The following is a 22,051-nucleotide window of genomic DNA, read 5'->3' on the forward strand; positions in this document are numbered from 1 at the left end:
GACCATGACCAATGTACTGATGCGCCATGCGCAATTACTATCGAACGGCAGCTTTACCACCTTGCTGACCGGCGCCGGCACAGGCTTCAGCCGTGTTGGTGACACCATGCTGTCGCGCTGGAATGGCGACCGCATTGAAGACGCGGAAGGCTATTTCTTCTACCTGCGCGATGCGGAAAGCGGCCGGCATTGGTCGCTTGGTGCGCAACCCGGTTGCAGCCTCGCCACACAGCGCGCTGCAGGCGGCGATGCAGGTAGTTGCTGGATCGGCGCCACCGCCGATGGCATCGAGGCACGCCTTGAAGCGGCGGTCGACCCTGAACGGGACGTTGAGGTGCGCAGCATCCTGCTCAGCAACCTGTCGGACCGCGCGCGCAAGATTGAGCTGACCAGCTATCTGGAAGTGGTGCTGAACCGCCAGTCCGAGGAGGCGGGGCATCCTGCGTTCTCAAAATTGTTTGTGCAGACCGAGCATGATGCCGGCAGCGGGGCGCTGCTGGCGCGCCGCCGTCCACGTGGCGAGGGCGAGGCCGGACTGTGGATGGTGCACGCCGCCGCCGGTGGCGACGCCGCCGGCTTTGAAACGGACCGCACGCGCTTTGTCGGCCGTGGTCGCGATCTGCGCGCGCCGCTGGGGATGGATGGCGCCTTGTCCGGCACCGCCGGCAATGTGCTGGACCCTGCATTCAGCCTGCGCCGCAGGGTGACGCTGGCGCCGGGCGGACAGGCGCGCGTGGTGTTCGTACTCGGCGCTGCGCCCGGCCGCGATCAGGCATTGGCGCTGACCAGCGCTGCGCGCGAGGACGGCTTGCCGCTGCTGGCCGCCGCGCGCGCCGCCGCCGAAGCGCTACGCCAGCGCATTGGCCTGAGCGCAGGGCAGGCTGCATACTGCCAACGCCTGGCAGGCGCAATGCTGTATGGTCAAGCAGATCTGCGCCTGGCACCGGCGGCGATCGCCGTCGCCAGCGCGCTGATTGCTGGCCCATTGAATGGCGCCGAAATAGCCGAAGAGACCAAACATGCCGGAGGCGCCGCTGTGGCCGGCGCAGTTGGCGCGGAGGCGTTGGGCCTGCCGCCGATCGATGTGCTGCTGTGGGCCACGCGGCCCGGTGACGCTGATGTGGAACTGGTGCTGCAGGCGCGCCGCTACTGGGCCGCAATGGGGCTGCACTTCAACGTGCTGCTGATGGGTGCAGACGGCGCCTGGGCTACCGACGATGGCCTGCACGTCCGCGATCATGCCAGCCTGTCGACTGCCGATCTGGCGCACATCGAACTGAATGCGTTGCTGGTGGTGCGCGACGGCTTGCCAGCGCTTGACACTCCGGATGGCGCGGCTTTCGCCGTACCCATGGCGTCCGATGTGGCAAATACCGCGCAAGCAGCCGGTCCGGCATCGGTGGATGGCGCTGCAACCTTGCGCTTCTTTAACGGCAACGGCGGCTTTACGGAGGCAGGCGATGAATATGTGATTCGCATGGACTGGGACGCGCAGAGCGGCCTGCGTCGCCCGCCGCTGGCCTGGACCAACGCCGTCTCGAACGAACATTTCGGCTTTTTGGTCAGCGACAGCGGCGCCGGCTACACCTGGAGCCGCAACAGTCGCGTACATCGGCTGACGCCCTGGTACAACGACCCGATCCGCGATCCGCATGGCGAAGCACTGTATCTGCGCGACGAGGACAGCGGCCAATTCTGGTCGCCGGTTCCAGGCCCCGCGCCGGCATGCGCAGGCTACGAAGCGGTGCACGGCTTTGGCTATACGCTCTTCCGCCATATCAGCCATGGACTTGAGCAGGAAACTACCATGTTCGTGCCCCGCCACGATCCGGTCAAACTGGTGCGTGTGCGGGTGACCAATTACGGCGACACTACGCGCCGCCTGTCGCTGTTCTCGTATAAGCGTCTCGTATTGGGCGGCACACCAGCCGACAGCAGCCGCTTTGTCGTGACCGAACATGATCCTGCCGGCGTGCTGCTGGCGACCAATCCATTGGCTGGCGTGTTCGCCGACGGCGTGACCTTCGCTGCCGCCCTGGCCGCAGATGGCGCCGCAGTGCACCACAGCGCCGACCGCGCCGCGTTTATCGGCCTGCATGGCAGTACGGCGCAGCCGGCGGCACTGGCCGCACCCCGGCTGGATGGCGTCAGCGGTGCGGGGCTCGATCCCTGCGCGGCCTTTCAGGTAATGCAGGAGCTGGCGCCCGGGGCCACGCTGGAATGCGTCTTCCTGCTCGGCGAGACGGTGGAGCGTGGTGCCGCGCTGGAGCTGGTGCGACGCTATGCCGCGCCCGGCGCGGTGCAGCAGGCTTACGACGAAATCACCACTTTCTGGCGCAAGACCGTCGGTGCGGTGCAGGTGCGCACGCCAGCACCGGCAGTAGACCTGATGCTGAATGGGTGGCTGGCCTATCAGAACCTGAGTTGCCGCATCTGGGGACGCTCGGCCTTTTACCAGTCCGGCGGCGCGCTGGGTTACCGCGATCAATTGCAGGATTCCAGCGCCATGATTTATGCGCGTCCTGACCTGACGCGCCAGCAAATCCGCATCCACGCCGCCCACCAGTTCGTCGAAGGCGATGTACTGCACTGGTGGCACACCGCGCCGATGGAGCAGGGCCTGCGCACGCGCTTCTCGGACGATCTGCTATGGCTGCCCTACATCACCGCGTTCTACGTCCACACCACCGGCGACCGCAGCGTGCTGGATGAAGTCGAGCCGTTCCTGACCGCGCGCCAGCTGGAGGACGGCGAGGACGAAGTTTATCTGAGGCCCGAACTGTCTGGCGACAGCGCCGATATCTATGAACACTGCTGCCGCGCGCTGGACCGCTCGCTGACGCAGGGCGCTCACGGCCTGCCGTTGATGGGCACCGGCGACTGGAACGACGGCATGAACCGCGTCGGCCGCGAAGGGCGCGGCGAGAGTGTGTGGATGGGCTTTTTCCTGTCGCGCATCATCAAGGACTTCCTGCCGATCTGCGAGCAGCGCGGCGATCACGCACGCGTGACCATTTACCGCGCCTACCACGATCATCTGGATTACGCGCTGAATGCCGATGGCTGGGATGGCGACTGGTACCGCCGCGCCTTTTACGACAATGGCGCCGTCATCGGCTCGAAGGACAGCGACGAATGCCAGATTGACGCGCTGGCCCAGGCCTGGGCGGTGATCTCCGGCGCGGCGCCGGCGCAGCGCGCCAGCCAGGCGCTGGACGCGATGGAACAGCGTTTGATCTCCGAACACGATGGCCTGATCCGGTTGCTGACGCCGGCCTTCGTCAACACGCCCAATGATCCCGGCTACATCAAGGGCTACGTGGCCGGTGTGCGCGAGAACGGTGGTCAGTACACGCATGCGGCCTGTTGGGCGGTGCGCGCCATGGCCGAAGCGGGCCGCCGCGACCGTGCCGCGCGGCTGCTGGAGATGATCAGCCCTGTCAGTCACGCGCTCGATCCGGCCGCTGTCGCGGTGTATCAGGTCGAGCCGTATGTGATAGCGGCAGACGTGTACGGCGAGGCGCCGCATGTGGGACGCGGCGGCTGGACGTGGTACACCGGATCGTCCGGCTGGATGTTCCGCGTTGGACTGGAGTCGGTGCTTGGCTTCAGCATCGAAGCCGGCACGCACATCGTGTTGTCGCCGCGCGTGCCGGATGACTGGCCGGAGTTCAGCATCCAGTACACCGCGCCGGATGGCTGCAGCTATCAGATCGTGGTGCGCAATCCGCAGGGCCGCGCCGGGCAGGTCGTGGGCGTCACGCTGGACGGCATGTCGCTGGCGCCGCAAGCCGGCGCGGCGCGCATTCCGCTGTCGCAGGGCGGCGGTTCGCATCGTATCGAAGTGCTGTTGGGTTAAGGGGAAGCGCATGGCAGGACTGGAGATTCAAGGTGTCCGCAAGGGTTTCGGCCAGCCGATTTTGCGCGGCATTGATCTGAGCATCGCCGATGGCGAGTTCGTGGTGTTTGTCGGACCGTCGGGTTGCGGCAAGTCGACGCTGCTGCGCACGATCTGCGGACTGGAGACCGTCGACGAAGGCGCGGTGCGGATCGGCGGCAAGGACATGACGCATGTGCCGCCGGCGCAGCGCGGCATCGCCATGGTGTTCCAGAGTTACGCGCTGTACCCGCACATGACGGTGTACGACAACATGGGCTTTGCGCTCAAGCTGGCGGGTTTGACGCCGGAGGCCATCCGCGAAAAAGTGATGCAGGCTGCGGCGATCCTGCGCATCGAGCCGCTGTTGCTGCGCAAGCCGAAGGAGCTGTCCGGCGGCCAGCGGCAGCGCGTGGCGATTGGCCGCGCGATTGTGCGCCAGCCGGAGGTGTTCCTGTTCGATGAGCCGCTATCCAATCTGGATGCGGCGTTGCGGGTGCAGATGCGCATCGAGTTAAAGAACCTGCACCGCACGCTGCGCAGCACGATGATTTACGTGACCCATGACCAGGTAGAGGCGATGACGCTGGCCGACCGTATCGTGGTCCTGCGTGGCGGTGTGGTGGAGCAGGTCGGCGCGCCGCTGGAGTTGTACCAGAGGCCCGCCAATCTGTTTGTCGCCGGTTTTCTCGGATCGCCGGCGATGAACCTGATCAGCGGCCGGGTTGAAGAAATGGACGCCGGACGGATGATGGTGCGCGTAGCGGGCGGCGCCCTGGTGGCGGTGACGGCGCGCACCGGGTTGGCGACCGGGGCCAGCGTAACCCTAGGCGTCCGGGCCGAGCACATGACACTGGAGCCGGCCAGCGACAATGACGGCGTCCATGTGGTGGTGCAGGCCGCCGAACTGCTGGGTGACGCCAGCTATGTCTATCTGACGCCGGACGGCGGCACGACGCAGTTCATCGCCCGCGTCGATGCCGAGGCGCTGTGGCAGAACGGTCAGATGGCGCGGGTGCAAGTGGCGCCGGAGCGCTGGCATGTGTTCGATCAGGATGGCGTTGCGTTGCCTTGATTGCGCAGGCCGGGACTTGACCCGGCTTTTAAAACGGCCTATATTTAGATAACTGTCTAATTAGATGTTTGCCTAATGAATGCATCCAACAGCGCCTTCAAAGCCATTGCCGATCCCGCCCGGCGCGAGATCCTGCGCCTGCTGCGCAACGGCGAGATGACGGCGGGCGATCTGGCCGAGCAGTTCGACATGAGCAAGCCGACCATGTCGCACCATTTCTCGGTGCTGGCGGAAGCGGACCTGATCACGCGCCGGCGCGAAGGGCAGACCATCTGGTATGGACTCAACACCACCGTGCTGCAAGACGTGCTGTCCTGGATGATGGACCTGGCCGGCGCCGATACCAAGGGGAGAAAAAAATGAAGCCACGCGCGATTATGCTGTGCGTTCTGATGATCCTGGCCATGGCGGCCGTCACCGCGTATTACTATTCGTCGCTGCCCGAAATCATTCCGGTGCACTGGAACGCGGCCGGCAAGGTCAACGGCTACGGCGGACGCTGGCAACTGTGGCTGGCCGGTCCGGGCACCATGACCGGCATGCTGCTGTTTGCTATGGCGATACCGTGGCTGTCGCCCGAAAAATTTGAAGTGAAAAGCTTCCCGGAGACCTATAGCTATATCATGGCTGCAGTGGCGGCGCTATTTGGCGGCATCGAGATTATCATGCTGTGCGGCGCGCTGGGTGTGCAGCTGCCGACGGTGCGCGTACTGCTTGCCCTGATCTTGCTGGCGCAGGTTTTTATCGGCAACTCAATGGGCAAGGTACGCCGCAACTTCTTCATCGGCATCCGCACGCCGTGGACGCTGGCCAGCGAAGCGGTGTGGTACGCCACCCATCGACTGGCGGCGCGGCTGATGGTGGCCAGCGGCTTGCTTGGCCTGCTGGTCGTGTGGCTGGCCGCGCCATACTGGGTGCTGCTGGTGCTGATGAGTGCATGGGCGCCGCTGGCGGCGGCTTATTCGCTGCTGCTGTATAAACGTCTTCCTCAGTAATTGGAGAAAAGTATGCGTTTCAAATTCATGTTGCCGTTGTTGATGGTGTCGGTATCGGCGCTGGCCGCGCAACGGCCGGTGTCGCTGGAAGTGGCCGGCGGCGCCGTCTACGGCACCGAGCTGACGCCGGATGGGGTGAGCGGTAAAGTTCCGGTCGTGCTGCTGCATGCCGACGCCGGCCCCACCGACCGCGACGGCAATAGCACCACGCAGTTCGGCGCCAACGACGCGCTGCGCTTGCTGGCGGAAGCACTGGCGAAAAAGGGCATCGCCTCGATCCGCTACGACAAGCGCGGTGTCGGCGCCAGCGCGCTGCCGGTGTGGAAGGACGAGAACCTGCGCCTGGACGATTATATCGGCGACGCTACTGCGTGGCTGAAAAAGCTGCGCAGCGATGCACGCTTCTCGCGCTTGGTGATGGCCGGACATGGCGAAGGCGCATTGATCGCCTCCGAAGCCTGCGCGCAGGGCGGGGCGGATGCTTGTGTGCTGATCGCGGGCACCGGCCGTTCGGTCGAAGAACTGCTGCGCGAACAGATGAAGGAGCAATTGCCGCCACCAATGCAGGCTGAGAGCGACCGCATTCTGGATGAACTGAAGGCCGGCAACACCACCAACAACGTGCCGCCGCCACTGATGTCGGTGTATAACCCCGACGTGCAGCCCTACCTGATCTCCGCGCTACAGCACGACCCCCGCAAAGCCATCGCCGCGTTGAGGATGCCGGTGCTGATCCTGCAAGGCAGCACCGACATGCAGGTCAAGGCGGACGACGCCAAAGCGCTGGCGGAGGCTGCGCCGAAGGCCAGACTGGTGACCATCGACGGCATGAACCACATTCTGAAACTGGTGCCGGATGACGAAGCGCAGCAAATGAATTCCTACGCCACCCCGACGCTGCCAGTGGCGCCGCAGCTCGTCGACGCCTTGAGCAGCTTCGTCAAGGCGCCGTAAGCGCGGCGTATCAGGCGATATTGTCGGCGCCTGGTGCGCCGAACAGTTGCTGCTTGAGCAGGTGCAGCTGGTCGCGTACTTGCGCGGCCTTTTCGAATTCCAGATTCTTCGCGTGATCCAGCATGGCTTTCTCCAGCCGCTTGATCTCCTTGCTGATCTGCTTCTCGCTCATCGATTCGTACTTGGCCGCTTCCTGCGCCACCTCGCGCACTTCCTTCGCGTCCTTCTCGCTGTAGACGCCGTCGATCATGTCCTTGATGATCTTCTTGACGCCGCGCGGGACGATGCCGTTGGCTTCATTGAAGGCGATCTGCTTGGCGCGCCGGCGTTCGGTCTCGCCGATCGCGCGTTCCATCGAGTCGGTCATGCGGTCCGCGTACAGGATGGCGACGCCGTTCAGGTTACGCGCCGCGCGGCCGATGGTCTGGATCAGCGAGCGGTCGGAACGCAGGAAACCTTCCTTGTCGGCGTCCAGAATCGCCACCAGCGACACCTCCGGCAAGTCCAGGCCCTCGCGCAGCAGATTAATCCCGACCAGCACATCAAAGGTGCCGATGCGCAGGTCGCGCAGCAGCTCGACGCGCTCCACGGTTTCGATATCGCTGTGCAGGTAGCGCACCTTGATGCCGTGATCGCTCAGGTACTCGGTCAGCTGTTCGGACATGCGCTTGGTCAGTGTGGTCACCAGCACACGCTCGTTCTTGGCGACGCGGTCGGTGATCTCGGACATCAGGTCGTCCACTTGCGACAGGGCAGGGCGCACGATCACCAGCGGGTCGACCAGGCCGGTCGGCCGCACCACCTGTTCCACCACCTGATCGGCATGGGATTTTTCGTATTCGGCCGGCGTGGCGGAGACGAAGATGGTCTGCCGCATCTTGCCCTCGAATTCCTCGAACTTGAGCGGGCGGTTGTCCAGCGCCGACGGCAGGCGGAAGCCATAGTCCACCAGGTTGGTCTTGCGAGAACGGTCGCCGTTGTACATGGCGCTCAGCTGGCCCACCAGCACGTGCGACTCGTCCATGAACATCAGCGCGTCTTTCGGCAGATAGTCCACCAGCGTCGGCGGCGGTTCGCCCGGCATGGCGCCGCTGAGGTGACGCGAGTAGTTCTCGATGCCCTTGGTGAAGCCGATTTCCGCCATCATCTCCAGGTCGAAGCGGGTGCGCTGTTCCAGGCGCTGCTCTTCAATCAGCTTGTTCTCCTTGCGGAAGAACTCCAGGCGGTCGCGCAGTTCCAGCTTGATGGTCTCGATCGCGCGCAGCACGGTGGAGCGTGGCGTCACATAGTGCGAGCCCGGATAGACGGTGAAGCGCGGGATCTTCTGCTTGACGCGGCCGGTCAGCGGATCGAACAGCTGGATCGATTCCAGTTCATCGTCGAACAGGTCGAGGCGTACCGCGAGGTCCGCATTCTCGGCCGGGAAGATGTCGAGCGTATCGCCGCGCACGCGGAAGGTGCCGCGGCCGAAGTCCACTTCGTTGCGTGTGTACTGCATCTGGATCAGGCGCGCGATGATGTCGCGCTGCGACACGCGGTCCTTCTGGCGCAAGGTCAGGATCATCTGGTGGTATTCGTTCGGATTACCGATACCGTAGATGGCCGACACGGTCGCCACGATCACCACGTCGCGCCGCTCCATCAGCGACTTGGTGCACGACAGGCGCATTTGCTCGATGTGTTCATTGATGGATGAATCCTTTTCAATGAACAGGTCGCGCTGCGGCACGTAGGCTTCCGGCTGGTAGTAATCGTAGTAGGAGACGAAGTATTCGACCGCGTTCTTCGGGAAGAACTCGCGGAACTCCGAATACAGCTGCGCCGCCAGCGTCTTGTTCGGCGCGAACACGATGGCGGGACGGCCCTTGCGGGCGATCACGTTGGCCATCGTGTAGGTCTTGCCGGAACCGGTCACGCCCAGCAGCGTCTGGAAGAACAGGCCGTCGTCGATGCCTTCGCACAGCTGGTCGATCGCCACCGGCTGGTCGCCGGCGGGCGGGAAGGGCTGGTGCAATTTGAAGGGCGAATCGGGGAACGTCACCACGGTTGCCTTGGGGAATTCTGCTACAGGTAAATCAGCCATCGTGCTCAGACCTTTGTTAGAATAATGGCCTGCCAGCGGCCTGAAGTCGGTATTTTAGGGGCGCTGTCTATACATCTCTGCTGCGAACCGCTTCCAATCGAATCCAATCTTATCATGACGAATCCTAGCTTGTTCAGCGCCATCGACATGGCACCACGCGACCCTATCCTGGGTATTACCGAGGCGTTCAACGCCGACATCAACCAGAACAAAATCAATCTGGGTGTTGGGGTTTATTATGACGACAACGGTAAGGTGCCTCTGCTATCGTGCGTACAGAAAGCGGAAGAAATCCTGATCGCCACGCCAGCGCCGCGCACCTACCTGCCGATCGAAGGTCTGGCGGCCTACGACAAGGCAGTGCAAGAGCTGGTATTTGGCGCCGATAGCGCTGTAATTCAAGAGAAGCGCGCAGTGACCGTGCAAGCCATCGGCGGCACCGGCGCCCTGAAGATCGGCGCCGACTTCCTGAAGCGCTTCGCGCCGGACGCCGAAGTCTACATCAGCGACCCAAGCTGGGAAAACCACCGCGCGCTGTTTGAAAGCGCCGGTTTCAAGGTCAATAACTACGCGTACTTCGATGCGGCCACCCACGGCGTCAACTTCGCCGGCATGATCGCCGACCTGAAAGCCATGCCGCGCGGTTCGATCGTGCTGCTGCACGCCTGCTGCCACAACCCGACCGGCGCCGACCTGACCTCGGACCAGTGGACCGAAGTCATCGGCACCATCAGCTCGGGCGGCCTGGTGCCGTTCCTGGACATGGCTTACCAGGGCTTTGGCGCCGGCATCGCGGAAGACGGCGAAGTGGTGCGCCGCTTCGCCGCCACCGGCGGCCCGCTGCTGGTGTCGAATTCGTTCTCCAAGTCGTTCTCGCTGTATGGCGAACGCGTCGGCGCGCTGAGCGTGGTGGCGGCGTCGGCTGACGAAGCGGCCCGCCTGATGTCGCAACTGAAGCGCGTGGTGCGCACCAACTACTCCAATCCGCCGGTCCACGGCGGCAAAGTGGTGGCCACCGTGCTGACCACGCCGGAACTGCGTCAGCTGTGGGAAGACGAGCTGGCCGGCATGCGCGTGCGCATCAAGGAAATGCGCGAAGCGTTCGTGCAGAAGCTTGCTGCCAAGGGTCACGACTTCGCCTTCGTGCGCGACCAGATCGGCATGTTCTCGTACTCGGGCCTGAACAAGGGGCAAGTGGAGCAACTGCGCGCGGAATCGATCTACGCGGTGGATACCGGCCGCATCTGCGTGGCTGCGTTGAATTCGCGCAATATCGACATCGTTATTGACGCCATCGCTAAAGTGCTCTAAAATCTTGTTTCTTCGCGCTGCGTTGTTAGACGCAAAGTGAAGTAAGGGCAACATGAAATACCGCAGTAAATCGCATCTTGCTGATGTGAAAGAAACAGTATAAAATGTTGCCGCTATTCCCTGATAGCTCAGTTGGTAGAGCGACGGACTGTTAATCCGCAGGTCCCTGGTTCGAGTCCAGGTCGGGGAGCCAGAATTCCTAAAAACCACATGTGTGCTTGCAACGCTCAAGATCGTTGCAATGCCACATGTGGTTTTTTTATTTTTGAGTTATCGATATGGAAAATCTAGACCAACGTTATCTGGTTCAGCAGAACAAAATCAGCGACGGCGACATGAGGCCGCCGGTGTTCGCCAAGGTCATGCGCAGCAAAGAGGGCGTGTTCGAAGGCGTCTCCTTTATCAAGAATAAAGAAAAAGCCACCGTGATGACCATCGCCGAAGCGGAAGAGGCGATTGCCTGGGCCACCAAAAAGAAGCCTGGCGCCCAGGAATACGCCACCAAGATCATCTGCCTGGGGCAGTAAGCTGAATTGGGCTAAAAAAACCTGTTTTAGCTCTAGGCAAATCGGCTTCTGACCGATACAATTCGGCCTCAATTCCCTGATAGCTCAGTCGGTAGAGCGACGGACTGTTAATCCGCAGGTCCCTGGTTCGAGTCCAGGTCGGGGAGCCAAAAATTTAGAAGCAGCACAATTCCCTGATAGCTCAGTTGGTAGAGCGACGGACTGTTAATCCGCAGGTCCCTGGTTCGAGTCCAGGTCGGGGAGCCAGAATTTTAGTAGTACAGAAAAAGGGGTTACACGTTTCAGCGTGTAGCCCCTTTTTTTCGTTTCTAGTCTGCCAGGCTACTGCCAGGCCGCCGCAGCCCAGTCGCTCCACACTTTCAGGCGGGCCGGTTCGGCGCCCATTTGCGTGGCTTTCCAGATGCCGTACTGCTCGGTCTGCTCGGTGGTGGTTTGGTACAGCGCGTTCGACATCATGAAGTGCGTGCCGTCGCCATACGTGCCCAGCGGACTCCTGGCTTGATCCAGGCAGTAGCGGAAGCCGGCCACGTTCTCCGGCTCGCCCAGCGAGGTATTAGCCGGATCGCAGCGGCGCCAGGCGCTCAGCGGCTGCTGGGTGTACAGCCCGTTGAATTGCTGGATCGCGCCGTTCACCGTTTTCAGATACAGCCCGGGTTGCAGGTCGTCGAGGAAACGGTACTTCGACGGATTGACGCCGTCGCGGTTGGCGTTATCGAGGAAGTTGGTGGTGGTCAGGTGCTTGGCGACCTGTGCGCGGCCGTAGCGCCCCTCGTTGGCAAACAGGTCGGGCTGATTCGGATCGTACAGCACCAGATCGTTATTAACGTATTGCGCCGACTTGATGCGCGCCTGCAGCAGGCGCACGAAGTGGCTGTCCTGCAGCGCCTTGGCGGCCGGCGTGGCCGCGCCGACCTTGTTGGCGATGTATTCGTCAAACGCGGTCAGGTACGGCCAGTCCATCGGGTAATTGACCCAGCCGCTCTGGCCGCCCGGATTGACCGTCATCTGCAATTGATACCACTGGTTGCTGCGGTAGTAGGAGGCGACGATGTTGTCGGTCTCCCACGCGGTGTACCATTCGCGGGTGATCTGGCCGGAGGCGTTTTTGTCCTCCTGGTACACCATGTGCGGCGCCAGGTAGAACAGGCTGACGGTATTGAACGGCCAGCCGTGCGCCTCGCCGCGGCCTTTCCAGGCGCCGGTGGTCTTGTCCTTGTCGCCGATGAACCAGGTCTGGTTGCCTTCGAGCGAATAGTCCTGCGCCAGTTCCCATTGCTTGACCGCGTTCCAGTGCAGCATGCTGGCCACCGAGCGTTCGATGAAGGCGTTGGTGGTGAAGGCGCCGGCCTTGCCAGCTGCCATGGTGGCGCTTGATGCCAGCGACTGCAGGTGGGCCGCGCCGATCTGGGCGCCGTAGGTGCCTTTGTCGGCGATGTGATTGCCGCGGCCGCCGCCGAGGAAGGTGTAGGCGTCCCAGCCGGTGAAGGTCATCATGGCGTTGATCTGCACCCGCAGGTCGGGAATCAGGTGGCTCCAGTCGGCCAGGTTGCCGTTCGGGTTTTTGTTTTTCTGGAACCAGGCGATCAGATCGTTGTAGCGGCCGTTCGGATTTTGCAGGCCGTTGGTCGGATGCATGATGCCGTTGGTAAAGCCGCTGCCGTCGGTCTGGGTCGGCCACACGTCCAGCGGATGGATGGTCGGCAGCCAGGCGTTCCAGTCGGGAAACTGCATGGCGATCGCGGTTTCGCGGGCGTTCATGGTGGCGTTGGGATTCATCACCTTGTCGACGTCGGCTTGGGTTAGCGACAGCGGCGCGTCCAGCGGTTTGCCGAACAGCGCCTTGACGGCGTCTGCCGGCGTGTTCAGCACGGCTTCCAGGCCGGCGCCGGCCGCCCAGCGCGTGGCGCAGTCGGCGCTGTTGCAATCGAGGCCGGGGCCGGGCTGGTACGGCGGATTCCACGGCCGCGCCTTGTCGACGTAGGCCACGTTCTGCAACGACGAGCGCAGGAAGGCGGCAATTTGCTTGCCCTCGGTTTCCGTCAGGCCGTGGAAGCGGCTGCGCTGGACGATGGAATTGTTGGAATAGTTGAAGTACTGCAGGTCGCGTCCATTGTCGGCGTGGCAGGAGGCGCAGGCCGCCTGCAGTTTGCGCGTGACGATCGCCGATTTGGCGATTTTGCCATGCGCGTACCACAGCGTCTTGCCGGCGTCGACATCGGCCGCCGTGATGGCGCTGACGTCGCGCTCGCTCAGCGGATCGAAGCGCTGGATCGTGGTGCTGTCCACCTGCATCGCGCCGGCGTCCTGCAGTTGCAGGTTGAGCACGCGGTAGCCGTTCGATTCGCCATCGGTGCCGTTGAAACGGAACTGGATGCGGTTGGTGCTGGGCAGCGCCACCAGCCGCGCGCGCGTGGCGGCGTCCAGCGGCAGGGTGACGCGGGTGGTGTAGAAGCCACCGTTGACGCCGCCGTGCAGGCGCTCGTCGTCGGCCAGCGTGACATTGGCGTCGGTGATGTCGATCCATGGCGTGTTGGAGGTGGTGGCTGCGCCGCCCAGCACGCGCACGCTGGCCTTGATCTTGGTCGGCAGGGCGGTGGTTTTTTCAAATTCCGGCGCCGAGTAGAAGCCGCACCGGTGGCATTGGAACCACAGTTGCGCGACGCTGCCGAGTCGGCTGGCGTCGACGCCCAGCTGGGCTTCGGCGATGACCGGCTTGGATGGTGCGCCGTTGCCGAGCACTTCCAGCGGCAGGGTCAGGGTGTTGGCAGCGCTGGCGCTGATCCGTCCCATGCTCAGCGCGCTTTTTTTTGCGCTGGCGTCGGTGGGCGTCTCGGTGCTGCCACCGCAGGCGGCAAGGAGGGCGGCAAGGCTGATGGCGGCGGCGCGCTGGAGGCTGCGCCAATTGAGGCGAAATGGTGTCATGGCGATTCCGTGAAGTGGTTGCGCCGTTGATGCTACCGGAATTCACTTGTCAATTGTAAAGTATGGTCTCTGTCATAAGGCCATGTCGAAGTGCTCAAGGATTTTGCATTTTTGCACCGAAAGTTCACAAAACACACGATTCAGGTAGACGAGAATCTTGCACCTCGGTATTCTGGACCTGATTTCCGCCAGAGAGCGGAATGCGTTTTCATCTAAAGAAAGTAACAGAGGTAGAAATATGAGCGACGAAAACGAAGCGATTGTCTACGGCACCGAAGACTTGTTGTCCAGTCTATGCAACTCGGTGACCCGGGTGCTGAATGTGGCAACGCAGAGCAAGGTGAATTATTCCGGCATGGTGCAGCGGATTACCAAGGTCGGCCTGAAGCCCGACATCGGCTGTTTCGTGCTGTTTGACGGCGGTTTTACCGGCCTGGTGGTGCTGAACTTTGCCGCCGATACGGCGATGGAAATCTACGAGCGCTACATGTTGCACATGGGCATGCCCAAGTCGGAGCTGGCCAGCTCGCACACCTCGGACGAAGTGTCCAACATCCTCGGCGAGCTGATGAACCAGATCGTCGGCGACTTCACCGGCAAGATCCGCCGTGAGCTGCAAACCAACATCACGCAGAATCAGCCGAAGATGCTGGTGCTGAACAAGCAGATCGTGCTCAGCGTCGACACCCCGCTGGACCGCCCGGAAATGCGCCGCGTCAGCTTCTACACCGAGAAGAGCAACATCTTCTACCTGGAACTGGCGATCGACCGCACCGAGTTCATCCGTCTGCACGATTTCGACTCCAGCGAAATCAGCGATCCGGATGCGCTGCTGGATCAGGAGCGCGACAGCCAGAAGTCGGCCAGTGCGCCGGCCGTTTTGTCCGCCGATGACGAAGCCGACGAATTGCTCAAGTCGCTCGGCATGTAATAACCCCTTCCCACCACGGCCAGCCTGCGCTGGCCGTGCGTCATTTGCGCAACAGCGCAGCCGCCGTACCGCCCCGCTAAGCTTGTCGAACGCACCATACTGTGGACGACGCGACACGCGTAAACCACTGAATATTCAGTTATTGCATATGCTTAACCGAATTTCTAACAGTTAATTGGGTTTAAGATATATTCAGCTTGCAATACATGGTATCAATCAAAGAAAATATCGCCTTTCAAAAAAGTCAGTGCAATATTGCTAGCTTCCGCAACGGCGTAGAGGCCCTTGCGCTACCACGATCACGACAGATGGCCGGGTAGTGACCAAACAAAAGAGAAAGCAGGAGACAACTGTTTCTAACTCTTTGCACTACATTTAAATCGGGAAATTGAATGATCAAACTGTCGAAGATGCACAAGCGCCTGCTGGCGCTGAGCGCTGTTCTGCCTATCGGTTCCGCCCTGGCGCAGACCGATGCCGCCAGCACCACCCAGCCACAGCTGGAAACCGTGACCGTGACCGCTCAGCGTCGCGCGGAAAACATCAAGGATGTGCCGGTCTCCGTGACCATGCTGTCCGGTGAAAAACTGGACGTGCTGCTGTCCGGCGGCCAGGACATCCGCTTCCTGGCAGGCAAAGTGCCTTCGCTGAACGTGGAATCGTCGAACGGCCGTACCTTCCCGCGCTTCTACATCCGCGGCTACGGCAACACCGACTTCTCGACCTTCGCCTCGCAGCCCGTGTCGCTGATCTATGACGATGTGGTGCAAGAGAACGGTATCCTGAAAGGCTTCCCGGTGTTCGACGTGGCCGGCGTGGAAGTGCTGCGCGGCCCGCAGGGCACGCTGTTCGGCCGCAATACCCCGGCCGGTGTGGTCAAGTTTGATTCGGCCAAGCCGAACCTGGACAAGATCGAAGGCTACTACAGCGCGTCGCTGGCCACCCACAAGACTTCCAGCGTGGAAGCCGCCGCCAACATTCCGCTGTCGAGCGAATGGGCAATGCGCGTGTCGACCCTGCGCCAGCACCGCGACGACTTCGTTGACAACACCTTCACCAAGCAGAACGATTCGCTGGAAGGCTACAACGAACACGCCGAGCGCGTCCAGTTCCTGTACAAGCCAAGCACCACCTTCAACGCCCTGTTCAACGTGCACTCGCGCACCACCGACGGCAGCGCCCGTCTGTTCCGCGCCAACATCATCAAGAAGGGCACCAACGATCTGGTCGACGACTACGACTTCACCAAGATCAGCACCAACGGCCTGAACATGCAGAACCTGCGCACCAACGGCGCCAACGTTCGCCTGACCTGGGATCTGGGTTCGGTCAAGCTGTTCTCGATCACCGGTTACGAAGGCGTGGACAACTACTACAGCCGCGGCGACATCGACGGCGGCACGCCGAGCGGCCCAGGCTTCATTCCGTTCCAGGTGCAAACCGGTGGCGGGCTGAGCGGCCTGAAGCAGTACACCCAGGAATTCCGCGTGGAGTCGAAAAACCCGGGTCCGCTGAACTGGCAGACCGGCGTCTACTACTTCAAGGAAAGCGGCGACGGCTACAGCGACAACTTCGACAGCAACACCCAGCTGCAGACCTCGCACCTGGCCAGCCATCAGAACAACGAAGCCTACGCGGTGTTCGGTTCGGTATCGTATGACGTGTCGAGCGACTTCACCGTGCGCGGCGGCGTGCGCTACACCCACGACCAGAAAGACTTCCGTACCGTGTCGGCAGTCAACGTGGTCCAGGTCGGCGCCACCTCGGTGGACGAAAGCAAGAATAAGGCGAACTGGGACCTGAGCGGCACCTACAAGCTGAACAAGGATGTCAGCGCCTACGCCCGCGTGGCGACCGGTTTCCGTGCACCATCGATCGCAGCGGCGTCGGCGTCGGTGCCGATCACCGTGGCCGATGCGGAAACCATCACCTCGTATGAAGCCGGCATCAAGGCCGACCTGTTCAACCGCCGCGCCCGCGCGTCGCTGAGCGTGTTCGACTTCGAAGTCAAGAACCAGCAGCTGACCGTGGTGGGCGGTAACTCCAACGTTACCAAGCTGATCAACGCTGCCAAGAGCAAGGGCCGTGGCCTGGAAGGCGAGATCGAAGGCTTCATCACGCCTGACTTCAAGACCACGCTGAGCGGTTCGTACAACTTCACCAAGATCGAAGATCCAAACCTGTACGTGGCAAAATGCGCACAGTGCACGATCACCGATCCGATCGGCGCCAACGGCCTGGTCTCGATCAACGGCAACCCGCTGCCGCAGGCAGCCAAGTGGATCTTCAACGCCACCGCGCGTTACAACTGGCCACTGGCGAACGGCAACCTGTTCGTGCTGACCGACTGGTCGTACCGCAGCAAAGTGAACTTCTTCCTGTATGAAGCGAAAGAGTTCACCGGCAAAGCCCTGACCGAAGGCGGCCTGCGCACCGGTTACAACTGGGATGGCGGCAAGTATGAAGTCGCAGCCTTCGTGCGCAACATCACCGACAAGCAACAAGTCATCGGCGCGATCGACTTCAACAACCTGACCGGCTTCGTCAACGAGCCACGTCAGTTTGGCGTGCAATTCCGCGGCAACTTCTAAGAAATTGCCGTTCAGCCTAGACAGCTGAAAACGGGCCGTATATAATGCGGCCTCTTTTCCCTGATAGCTCAGTTGGTAGAGCGACGGACTGTTAATCCGCAGGTCCCTGGTTCGAGTCCAGGTCGGGGAGCCAGAATAAAGAAAAGCCCAATCCTTACAGGTTGGGCTTTTTGTATTTCCGGCCGGTTTTTTGCTGGGCAGGACGTCGCCGCAGACCGGCGCCGTCTGCTCAGGCGGGCTTACAGGCGTTTCACCTGCAAGGTTTGCGCCGGCGTCTGAATGGTGAACAGGCGGTCGATGTTGGGATGTTTGCCGGGATTGGCGCGGGCGTCCTGCGTGTGTTCGGCATAGATCTTCAGGCCAAGCGTTGCCGCTTCTGGGGTAATCGCGCCAAGCGTTTCGGCCAGCCAGGCATACACCCGCAGCGATCCCGCCTGGCCTGGTTTATTTTCGATCTTTGCTACTGGCGTGCCGGACTGGTCGATTAGTTCGATGGCTGCCACTGTATCCATTGCAGGAAGCAAGGCCAGGTTGTCGGAAAATTTATCGTTGAAGCTTGGTAGTTGCATAGAGACTCTTACACGTGTTCATGGGTTAAAAACGGTATTTTGTCATATGCGGAAGAAAAGAGGCCCGTGAGCATTCACGGGCCTTTTGCGTTTGGACGCGGATTACTTATTACTTGGCCAGACGGCCGGCGATGTCAGCCACGCGCTTGCCGTAGGCTTTGGCAGTGTCCAGGTCTCCTTGCGGGATTTCTTCCACACTAGCGTCCGATGGCGATTGCACCAGCAGGCCGACCGAGCCGCCCAGGTTGTTGATGTCGGTGCGTTGTGCGGCCTTGGTATTGGCCGGTGGCAGGCCCAGGCTGACCCAGATGCCACCGTGCTGCGACGCCAGCGTTTGCAGGGCGATCAGCGAGACTTGTTTGTCGCCGTTGAAGCTGGCGCTGTTGGTGAAGCCGCCGAACACCTTGTCCTGCCACGCGCGGCCGAACCACGGCTTGGAGGTGGCGTCGGCAAATTTCTTGAACTGCCAGCTCGGGCTGCCCATATAGGTCGGGGTGCCGAAGATGATGGCGTCAGCTGCCTGCAGTTTTTCCCAGCCGCCTTCCGGCAGGTTGCCTTCGGCATCGATGGCCAGCAGCTCGCCGCCGGCGCCTTCGCTCACGTACTCGGCGACCCGCTTGGTGTGGCCGTAGCCGGAATGGTAGACAACGATAGTCTTGCTCATATATGCCCTTGTGTGGATGTTGGATTCTGAAGTGTAAAGCACCAATACCGGACTCGTAAGTACGCACCCAAAAGTTAGTGCTGGCTACTGCCCATGTGAGGATTGGAGCGTGCGCCACGGATGGCTACACTCAGCAATGATACTACCCGGCAGTAATCATGCTATCTGCCTATTGTTAGACTTTTCCCTGGAGATTCGACTATGAGTGGTACGGCAGCAGACTATCTGGCACAGACTCTGGCCCAGGCCGGCGTTAAGCGCATCTACGGCGTGGTGGGTGATTCCCTGAACGGTTTTACCGATGCGCTGCGGCGCCGGAAAGAGATCGACTGGATCCATATGCGCCACGAGGAGGGCGCGGCGTTTGCCGCCGGCGCCGAAGCCCATCTGACCGGCGAACTGGCGGTTTGCGCCGGCAGTTGCGGCCCCGGCAACCTGCATCTGATTAACGGCCTGTTTGATTGCCAGCGCAGCGGCGTGCCGGTGCTGGCGATTGCCGCGCATATTCCGAGCAGCGAGATCGGCATCGATTATTTCCAGTCCACCCATCCCGAAAGCCTGTTCAAGGAGTGCAGCCACTACGTCGAGCTGGTGTCGAACCCCGCCATGCTGCCGCAAGTCCTGCAGCGGGCAATGCGGGTGGCGGTGGCCAGGCGTGGCGTGGCGGTGGTGGTGATTCCTGGCGACGTGGCCCTGAGCAAGTTGGACGCCAAGCCGCCACATTGGCTGCTGCCAGCGCCGCCGGTGGTATTGCCGGCCGCGACCGAGATCGATCAACTGGCCGCGTTGCTGAACGGCGCGGAGCGGGTAGCGCTGTTCTGCGGCGCCGGTTGTGCCGGCGCGCACGCGGAAATCATGCAACTGGCGCACACGCTGCAAGCGCCGATTGTGCATACCTTGCGCGGCAAGGAGCATCTGGAATACGACAATCCCTACGATGTCGGCATGACCGGCCTGGTCGGCTTTGCCTCCGGCTACAAGGCCATGAAGCGGTGCGACACCCTGCTGATACTCGGCGCCGATTTTCCCTATCGCCAGTTCTTCCCGGAGCAGGCGAAGATCGCCCAGGTCGACCTGCGGCCGGAAGCGCTGGGCAACCGTTGTCCGTTGACGCTGGGATTGCTTGGCGGCGTTAAGGACACGCTGGATGCGCTGCTGCCGAAGCTGGCCGTCAAGAGCGATAGCAGCTTCCTGCACAGCGCGCAGGAAGATTATGTGACGGCGCGCAAGGATCTGGACAGCCTGGCCGAGCTTGATGAAAGCACGCGCACGATTCATCCGCAGGCCGTCACCCGGCTGGTCAGCGAGCTGGCGGCGGACGATGCCATCTTTACGTGCGACGTTGGCACGCCGATCGCGTGGACGGCGCGCTATCTGAAGGTCAACGGCAAGCGGCGCATCGTCGGCTCGTTCAACCATGGTTCGATGGCCAACGCCATGCTGCACGCCATCGGCGCGCAGGTATCGCATCCCGACCGCCAGGTGATTTCCTTCTCCGGCGATGGCGGTTTTTCGATGATGATGGGCGAGTTTGTCACGCTTTTGCAGCTGGGACTGCCGGTGAAAATCATCCTGCTCAACAACGGCACGCTGGGCTTTGTTGAAATGGAGATGAAGGCCAATGGCTTCCTCGATACCGGCTGCGATTTGCATAATCCTAATTTCGCGGCAATGGCGGAGGCGATGGGCATCAAGGGCATCCGGGTCGAGCAGCCGGGCGAGCTGGAGTCGGCCATCCGGGAGGCCCTGGCGCATGACGGTCCGGCGCTGGTGGACGTGGTCAGCGCCCGCCAGGAACTGATCATGCCGCCGACTACCACAGCGGAGGAAGCCGGCAAATTCGGCCTGTTCATGCTGAAGGCGGTGATGGACGGCCGCGCCGCCGAGCTCATCGACCTGGCGAAGGTGAATCTGCTGCGCTAATGGCGGGTGGCGCGGATGGGGGGGCCTCAGCACGTTTGGCGCGCTTCGGTGATAATCGGGCTATCTTTTCTTTTGAGAGCCCGCATCCATGAGCGATCTGTCCGCATTCCCTATCACAGGCAAATGGCCTGCCCAGCATCCTGAGCGCATTCAGCTGTACTCGTTGCCGACGCCGAATGGCGTGAAGGTATCGATTGCGCTGGAGGAAACCGGGCTGGCCTACGAGCCGCATCTGGTCAGCTTTGAGAGCAACGATCAGATGTCGCCGGAATTCCTGTCGCTGAATCCGAACAACAAGATTCCCGCCATCCTCGATCCGAACGGTCCGGACGGCAAGCCGCTGGCGCTGTTCGAGTCCGGCGCGATTCTGCTGTATATCGCCGACAAGACCGGCCAGCTGATTCCGCAGGATGGGGCTGGTCGCTACGAAACCATCCAGTGGCTGATGTTCCAGATGGGCGGCGTGGGCCCGATGTTCGGCCAGGTGGGCTTCTTCCACAAGTTTGCCGGCAAGGATTACGAGGACAAGCGTCCGCGTGATCGTTACATCAACGAAGCCAGGCGTCTGCTGGGCGTGCTGGAGCAGCGCCTGGAAGGCCGTGCGTGGATCATGGGCGATACCTACACCATCGCCGACATCGCTATTTTCCCGTGGATTCGCAATCTGGTCGGCTTCTACGGCGCTGGCGATCTGGTGGAGTTCAGCAAGTTTGCCAATGTGCAGCGCGTGCTGGCGGCCTTCGTTGCCCGTCCGGCCGTGGCAAAAGGCCTGGAAATCCCCAAGCGCGGTTAATTAGTGCGCCGGCGCGCGGCACGCGGCGTCCGTGTCCCAGCGGCCGGAGCAGATGCGCGAGCGGCACAGCATGCCTTCGATTACGCCCAGTTGTTTGCAGCGCGCCAGTAGTTGCATGGTGCTGTCGCCGTCCTGGCGCTCCACCACGTCGCGGCTGCGTTCGGGCGTGACGACAGTCGGCTTGCCGGCGTGGGCCACCAGGGCGGCGAGCAGGGTGACGTCAGTGTCGGCGCTGACTGGCGGCGTGGCTGATGCGCGCGTGGCCGGCTTGCCTGCCGCCCGAGGCGTTTGAGGGGGCGCGGGAGCCGGCGCTGCATTCGCCGTCCTGGCCGGGTTGGCCGCGTTAGCGACGGCCACCGTCGCTGCCGTCGGCGTCTCGGGTTCGACCACAGCCTCGTCCGCCGCGACGTTGACGATGGCGGCTGCCTGCGGCGCCTCCGCTATCGGCTGCGCTGGCGCCGCATGGCGGGGCGCCACGTACGCAGTCGCGCCGCTGCTCTGGCTGCTGCGAAAAGTGTCCGGCGTGATGGTGCGCTCATGCAGCAGCCACGCCATGACGCACATCGACAGCAGCAACGCAAACAATCCTATCGTCCAGCCATCGATGGTCCAGCCCGGGGCGTTGACAACGCGGACCGGCGCTTTGGCGCCGTGCTCCAGATGCGCCAGGATGCGTTTGTCTTGCGCCGGGCGAGCTGAGCTGGTGGCGCCGGCCATCAGGTCCGGCTTCGGTTTCGACGTTTCCACAATATCCCCCTTGCGTTTGATCTGGCCGATATCGCCGAACTGCGAACGGCCTACGATGCAGTGTCCGGTCTGCGGCAGGGGGCCGTTTT

The 22,051-nt window shown here is 62.1% G+C and carries 16 protein-coding genes and 4 tRNA genes; 15 read left to right on the forward strand and 5 right to left on the reverse strand.

The features are described from left to right. Window positions 1-4: 4 nt before the first annotated feature. From GTP55_RS06520 to GTP55_RS06540, 5 genes are all read left to right on the forward strand, one after another. The gene (locus GTP55_RS06520) at window positions 5-3,859 is read left to right on the forward strand and encodes a GH36-type glycosyl hydrolase domain-containing protein (protein WP_202423598.1); all 3,855 of its coding nucleotides are present in this window, start codon (window positions 5-7) and stop codon (window positions 3,857-3,859) included. Window positions 3,860-3,869: 10 nt separating this feature from the next. Beyond that, on the forward strand, window positions 3,870-4,952 hold the full coding sequence (locus GTP55_RS06525) for an ABC transporter ATP-binding protein (protein WP_161044123.1): 1,083 nt from the start codon (window positions 3,870-3,872) through the stop codon (window positions 4,950-4,952). A gap of 75 nt (window positions 4,953-5,027) precedes the next feature. Beyond that, complete coding sequence (locus tag GTP55_RS06530; RefSeq protein ID WP_161044124.1) at window positions 5,028-5,315, forward strand: autorepressor SdpR family transcription factor; 288 nt, start codon at window positions 5,028-5,030, stop codon at window positions 5,313-5,315. Then, the gene (locus GTP55_RS06535) at window positions 5,312-5,947 is read left to right on the forward strand and encodes an SdpI family protein (protein WP_161044125.1); all 636 of its coding nucleotides are present in this window, start codon (window positions 5,312-5,314) and stop codon (window positions 5,945-5,947) included. Before GTP55_RS06530 ends, GTP55_RS06535 begins: the two co-directional genes overlap by 4 nt. Window positions 5,948-5,959: 12 nt before the next feature. Then, a complete protein-coding gene (locus GTP55_RS06540; protein WP_161044126.1) occupies window positions 5,960-6,901 on the forward strand; it encodes an alpha/beta hydrolase in 942 nt (313 codons plus the stop codon). 10 nt (window positions 6,902-6,911) lie between these two features. On the opposite strand, the gene uvrB is transcribed toward GTP55_RS06540, so the two are convergent. Further along, on the reverse strand, window positions 6,912-9,020 hold the full coding sequence (gene uvrB, locus GTP55_RS06545; RefSeq protein ID WP_371868300.1) for an excinuclease ABC subunit UvrB: 2,109 nt from the start codon (window positions 9,018-9,020) through the stop codon (window positions 6,912-6,914). 78 nt (window positions 9,021-9,098) lie between these two features. Between uvrB and GTP55_RS06550 the strand changes: the two genes are divergently transcribed. The 5 genes from GTP55_RS06550 to GTP55_RS06570 all read left to right on the forward strand — a co-directional run bounded on the left by GTP55_RS06550 (window position 9,099) and on the right by GTP55_RS06570 (window position 11,068). Next, a complete protein-coding gene (locus tag GTP55_RS06550; protein ID WP_202423600.1) occupies window positions 9,099-10,295 on the forward strand; it encodes an amino acid aminotransferase in 1,197 nt (398 codons plus the stop codon). Window positions 10,296-10,412: 117 nt separating this feature from the next. Beyond that, window positions 10,413-10,488 (forward strand) — tRNA-Asn (locus GTP55_RS06555). An 85-nt stretch (window positions 10,489-10,573) separates the two neighbouring features. Further along, window positions 10,574-10,822: a hypothetical protein gene (locus GTP55_RS06560; protein WP_161044128.1), complete on the forward strand. Its 249-nt coding sequence runs from the start codon at window positions 10,574-10,576 to the stop codon at window positions 10,820-10,822. A 73-nt stretch (window positions 10,823-10,895) separates the two neighbouring features. Then, a tRNA-Asn gene (locus GTP55_RS06565) sits at window positions 10,896-10,971 on the forward strand. Between the two features lie 21 nt (window positions 10,972-10,992). Beyond that, a tRNA-Asn gene (locus GTP55_RS06570) sits at window positions 10,993-11,068 on the forward strand. 75 nt (window positions 11,069-11,143) lie between these two features. Here GTP55_RS06570 and GTP55_RS06575 read toward each other — a convergent pair. After that, a complete protein-coding gene (locus GTP55_RS06575; protein ID WP_161044129.1) occupies window positions 11,144-13,744 on the reverse strand; it encodes a hypothetical protein in 2,601 nt (866 codons plus the stop codon). A gap of 238 nt (window positions 13,745-13,982) precedes the next feature. Here GTP55_RS06575 and GTP55_RS06580 point away from each other — a divergent pair, with 238 nt between their 5' ends. The 3 genes from GTP55_RS06580 (at window position 13,983) to GTP55_RS06590 (ending at window position 17,399) form a co-directional block, all read left to right on the forward strand. Beyond that, the gene (locus GTP55_RS06580; protein ID WP_161044130.1) at window positions 13,983-14,675 is read left to right on the forward strand and encodes a DUF3334 family protein; all 693 of its coding nucleotides are present in this window, start codon (window positions 13,983-13,985) and stop codon (window positions 14,673-14,675) included. Between the two features lie 392 nt (window positions 14,676-15,067). After that, window positions 15,068-17,266: a TonB-dependent receptor gene (locus GTP55_RS06585; RefSeq protein WP_161044131.1), complete on the forward strand. Its 2,199-nt coding sequence runs from the start codon at window positions 15,068-15,070 to the stop codon at window positions 17,264-17,266. Between the two features lie 57 nt (window positions 17,267-17,323). Then, a tRNA-Asn gene (locus GTP55_RS06590) sits at window positions 17,324-17,399 on the forward strand. A 106-nt stretch (window positions 17,400-17,505) separates the two neighbouring features. On the opposite strand, the gene GTP55_RS06595 is transcribed toward GTP55_RS06590, so the two are convergent. Both GTP55_RS06595 and GTP55_RS06600 read right to left on the reverse strand, forming a co-directional pair. Beyond that, window positions 17,506-17,835 (reverse strand): DUF2322 family protein, encoded by a 330-nt coding sequence (locus GTP55_RS06595; RefSeq protein WP_161044132.1) that lies wholly within the window; start codon window positions 17,833-17,835, stop codon window positions 17,506-17,508. Between the two features lie 109 nt (window positions 17,836-17,944). Continuing rightward, window positions 17,945-18,499, reverse strand: coding sequence for a flavodoxin family protein (locus GTP55_RS06600; protein ID WP_161044133.1), 555 nt, complete (start codon window positions 18,497-18,499; stop codon window positions 17,945-17,947). A 201-nt stretch (window positions 18,500-18,700) separates the two neighbouring features. Here GTP55_RS06600 and poxB point away from each other — a divergent pair, with 201 nt between their 5' ends. Together poxB and GTP55_RS06610 are read left to right on the forward strand one after the other, a co-directional pair. After that, window positions 18,701-20,422 (forward strand): ubiquinone-dependent pyruvate dehydrogenase, encoded by a 1,722-nt coding sequence (poxB, locus tag GTP55_RS06605; RefSeq protein ID WP_161044134.1) that lies wholly within the window; start codon window positions 18,701-18,703, stop codon window positions 20,420-20,422. A gap of 88 nt (window positions 20,423-20,510) precedes the next feature. Continuing rightward, window positions 20,511-21,215, forward strand: a complete 705-nt coding sequence (locus GTP55_RS06610) for a glutathione S-transferase N-terminal domain-containing protein (RefSeq protein WP_161044135.1) — start codon at window positions 20,511-20,513, stop codon at window positions 21,213-21,215. Here GTP55_RS06610 and GTP55_RS06615 read toward each other — a convergent pair whose 3' ends face one another. Further along, entirely contained in the window at window positions 21,216-21,962 is a 747-nt protein-coding gene (locus GTP55_RS06615; RefSeq protein ID WP_371868297.1) for a hypothetical protein, read from the reverse strand. Between the last annotated feature and the right edge of the window lie 89 nt (window positions 21,963-22,051).

The organism is Duganella margarita (genome assembly GCF_009857535.1).
In the GTDB taxonomy this organism is placed as follows: domain Bacteria; phylum Pseudomonadota; class Gammaproteobacteria; order Burkholderiales; family Burkholderiaceae_D; genus Rugamonas; species Rugamonas margarita.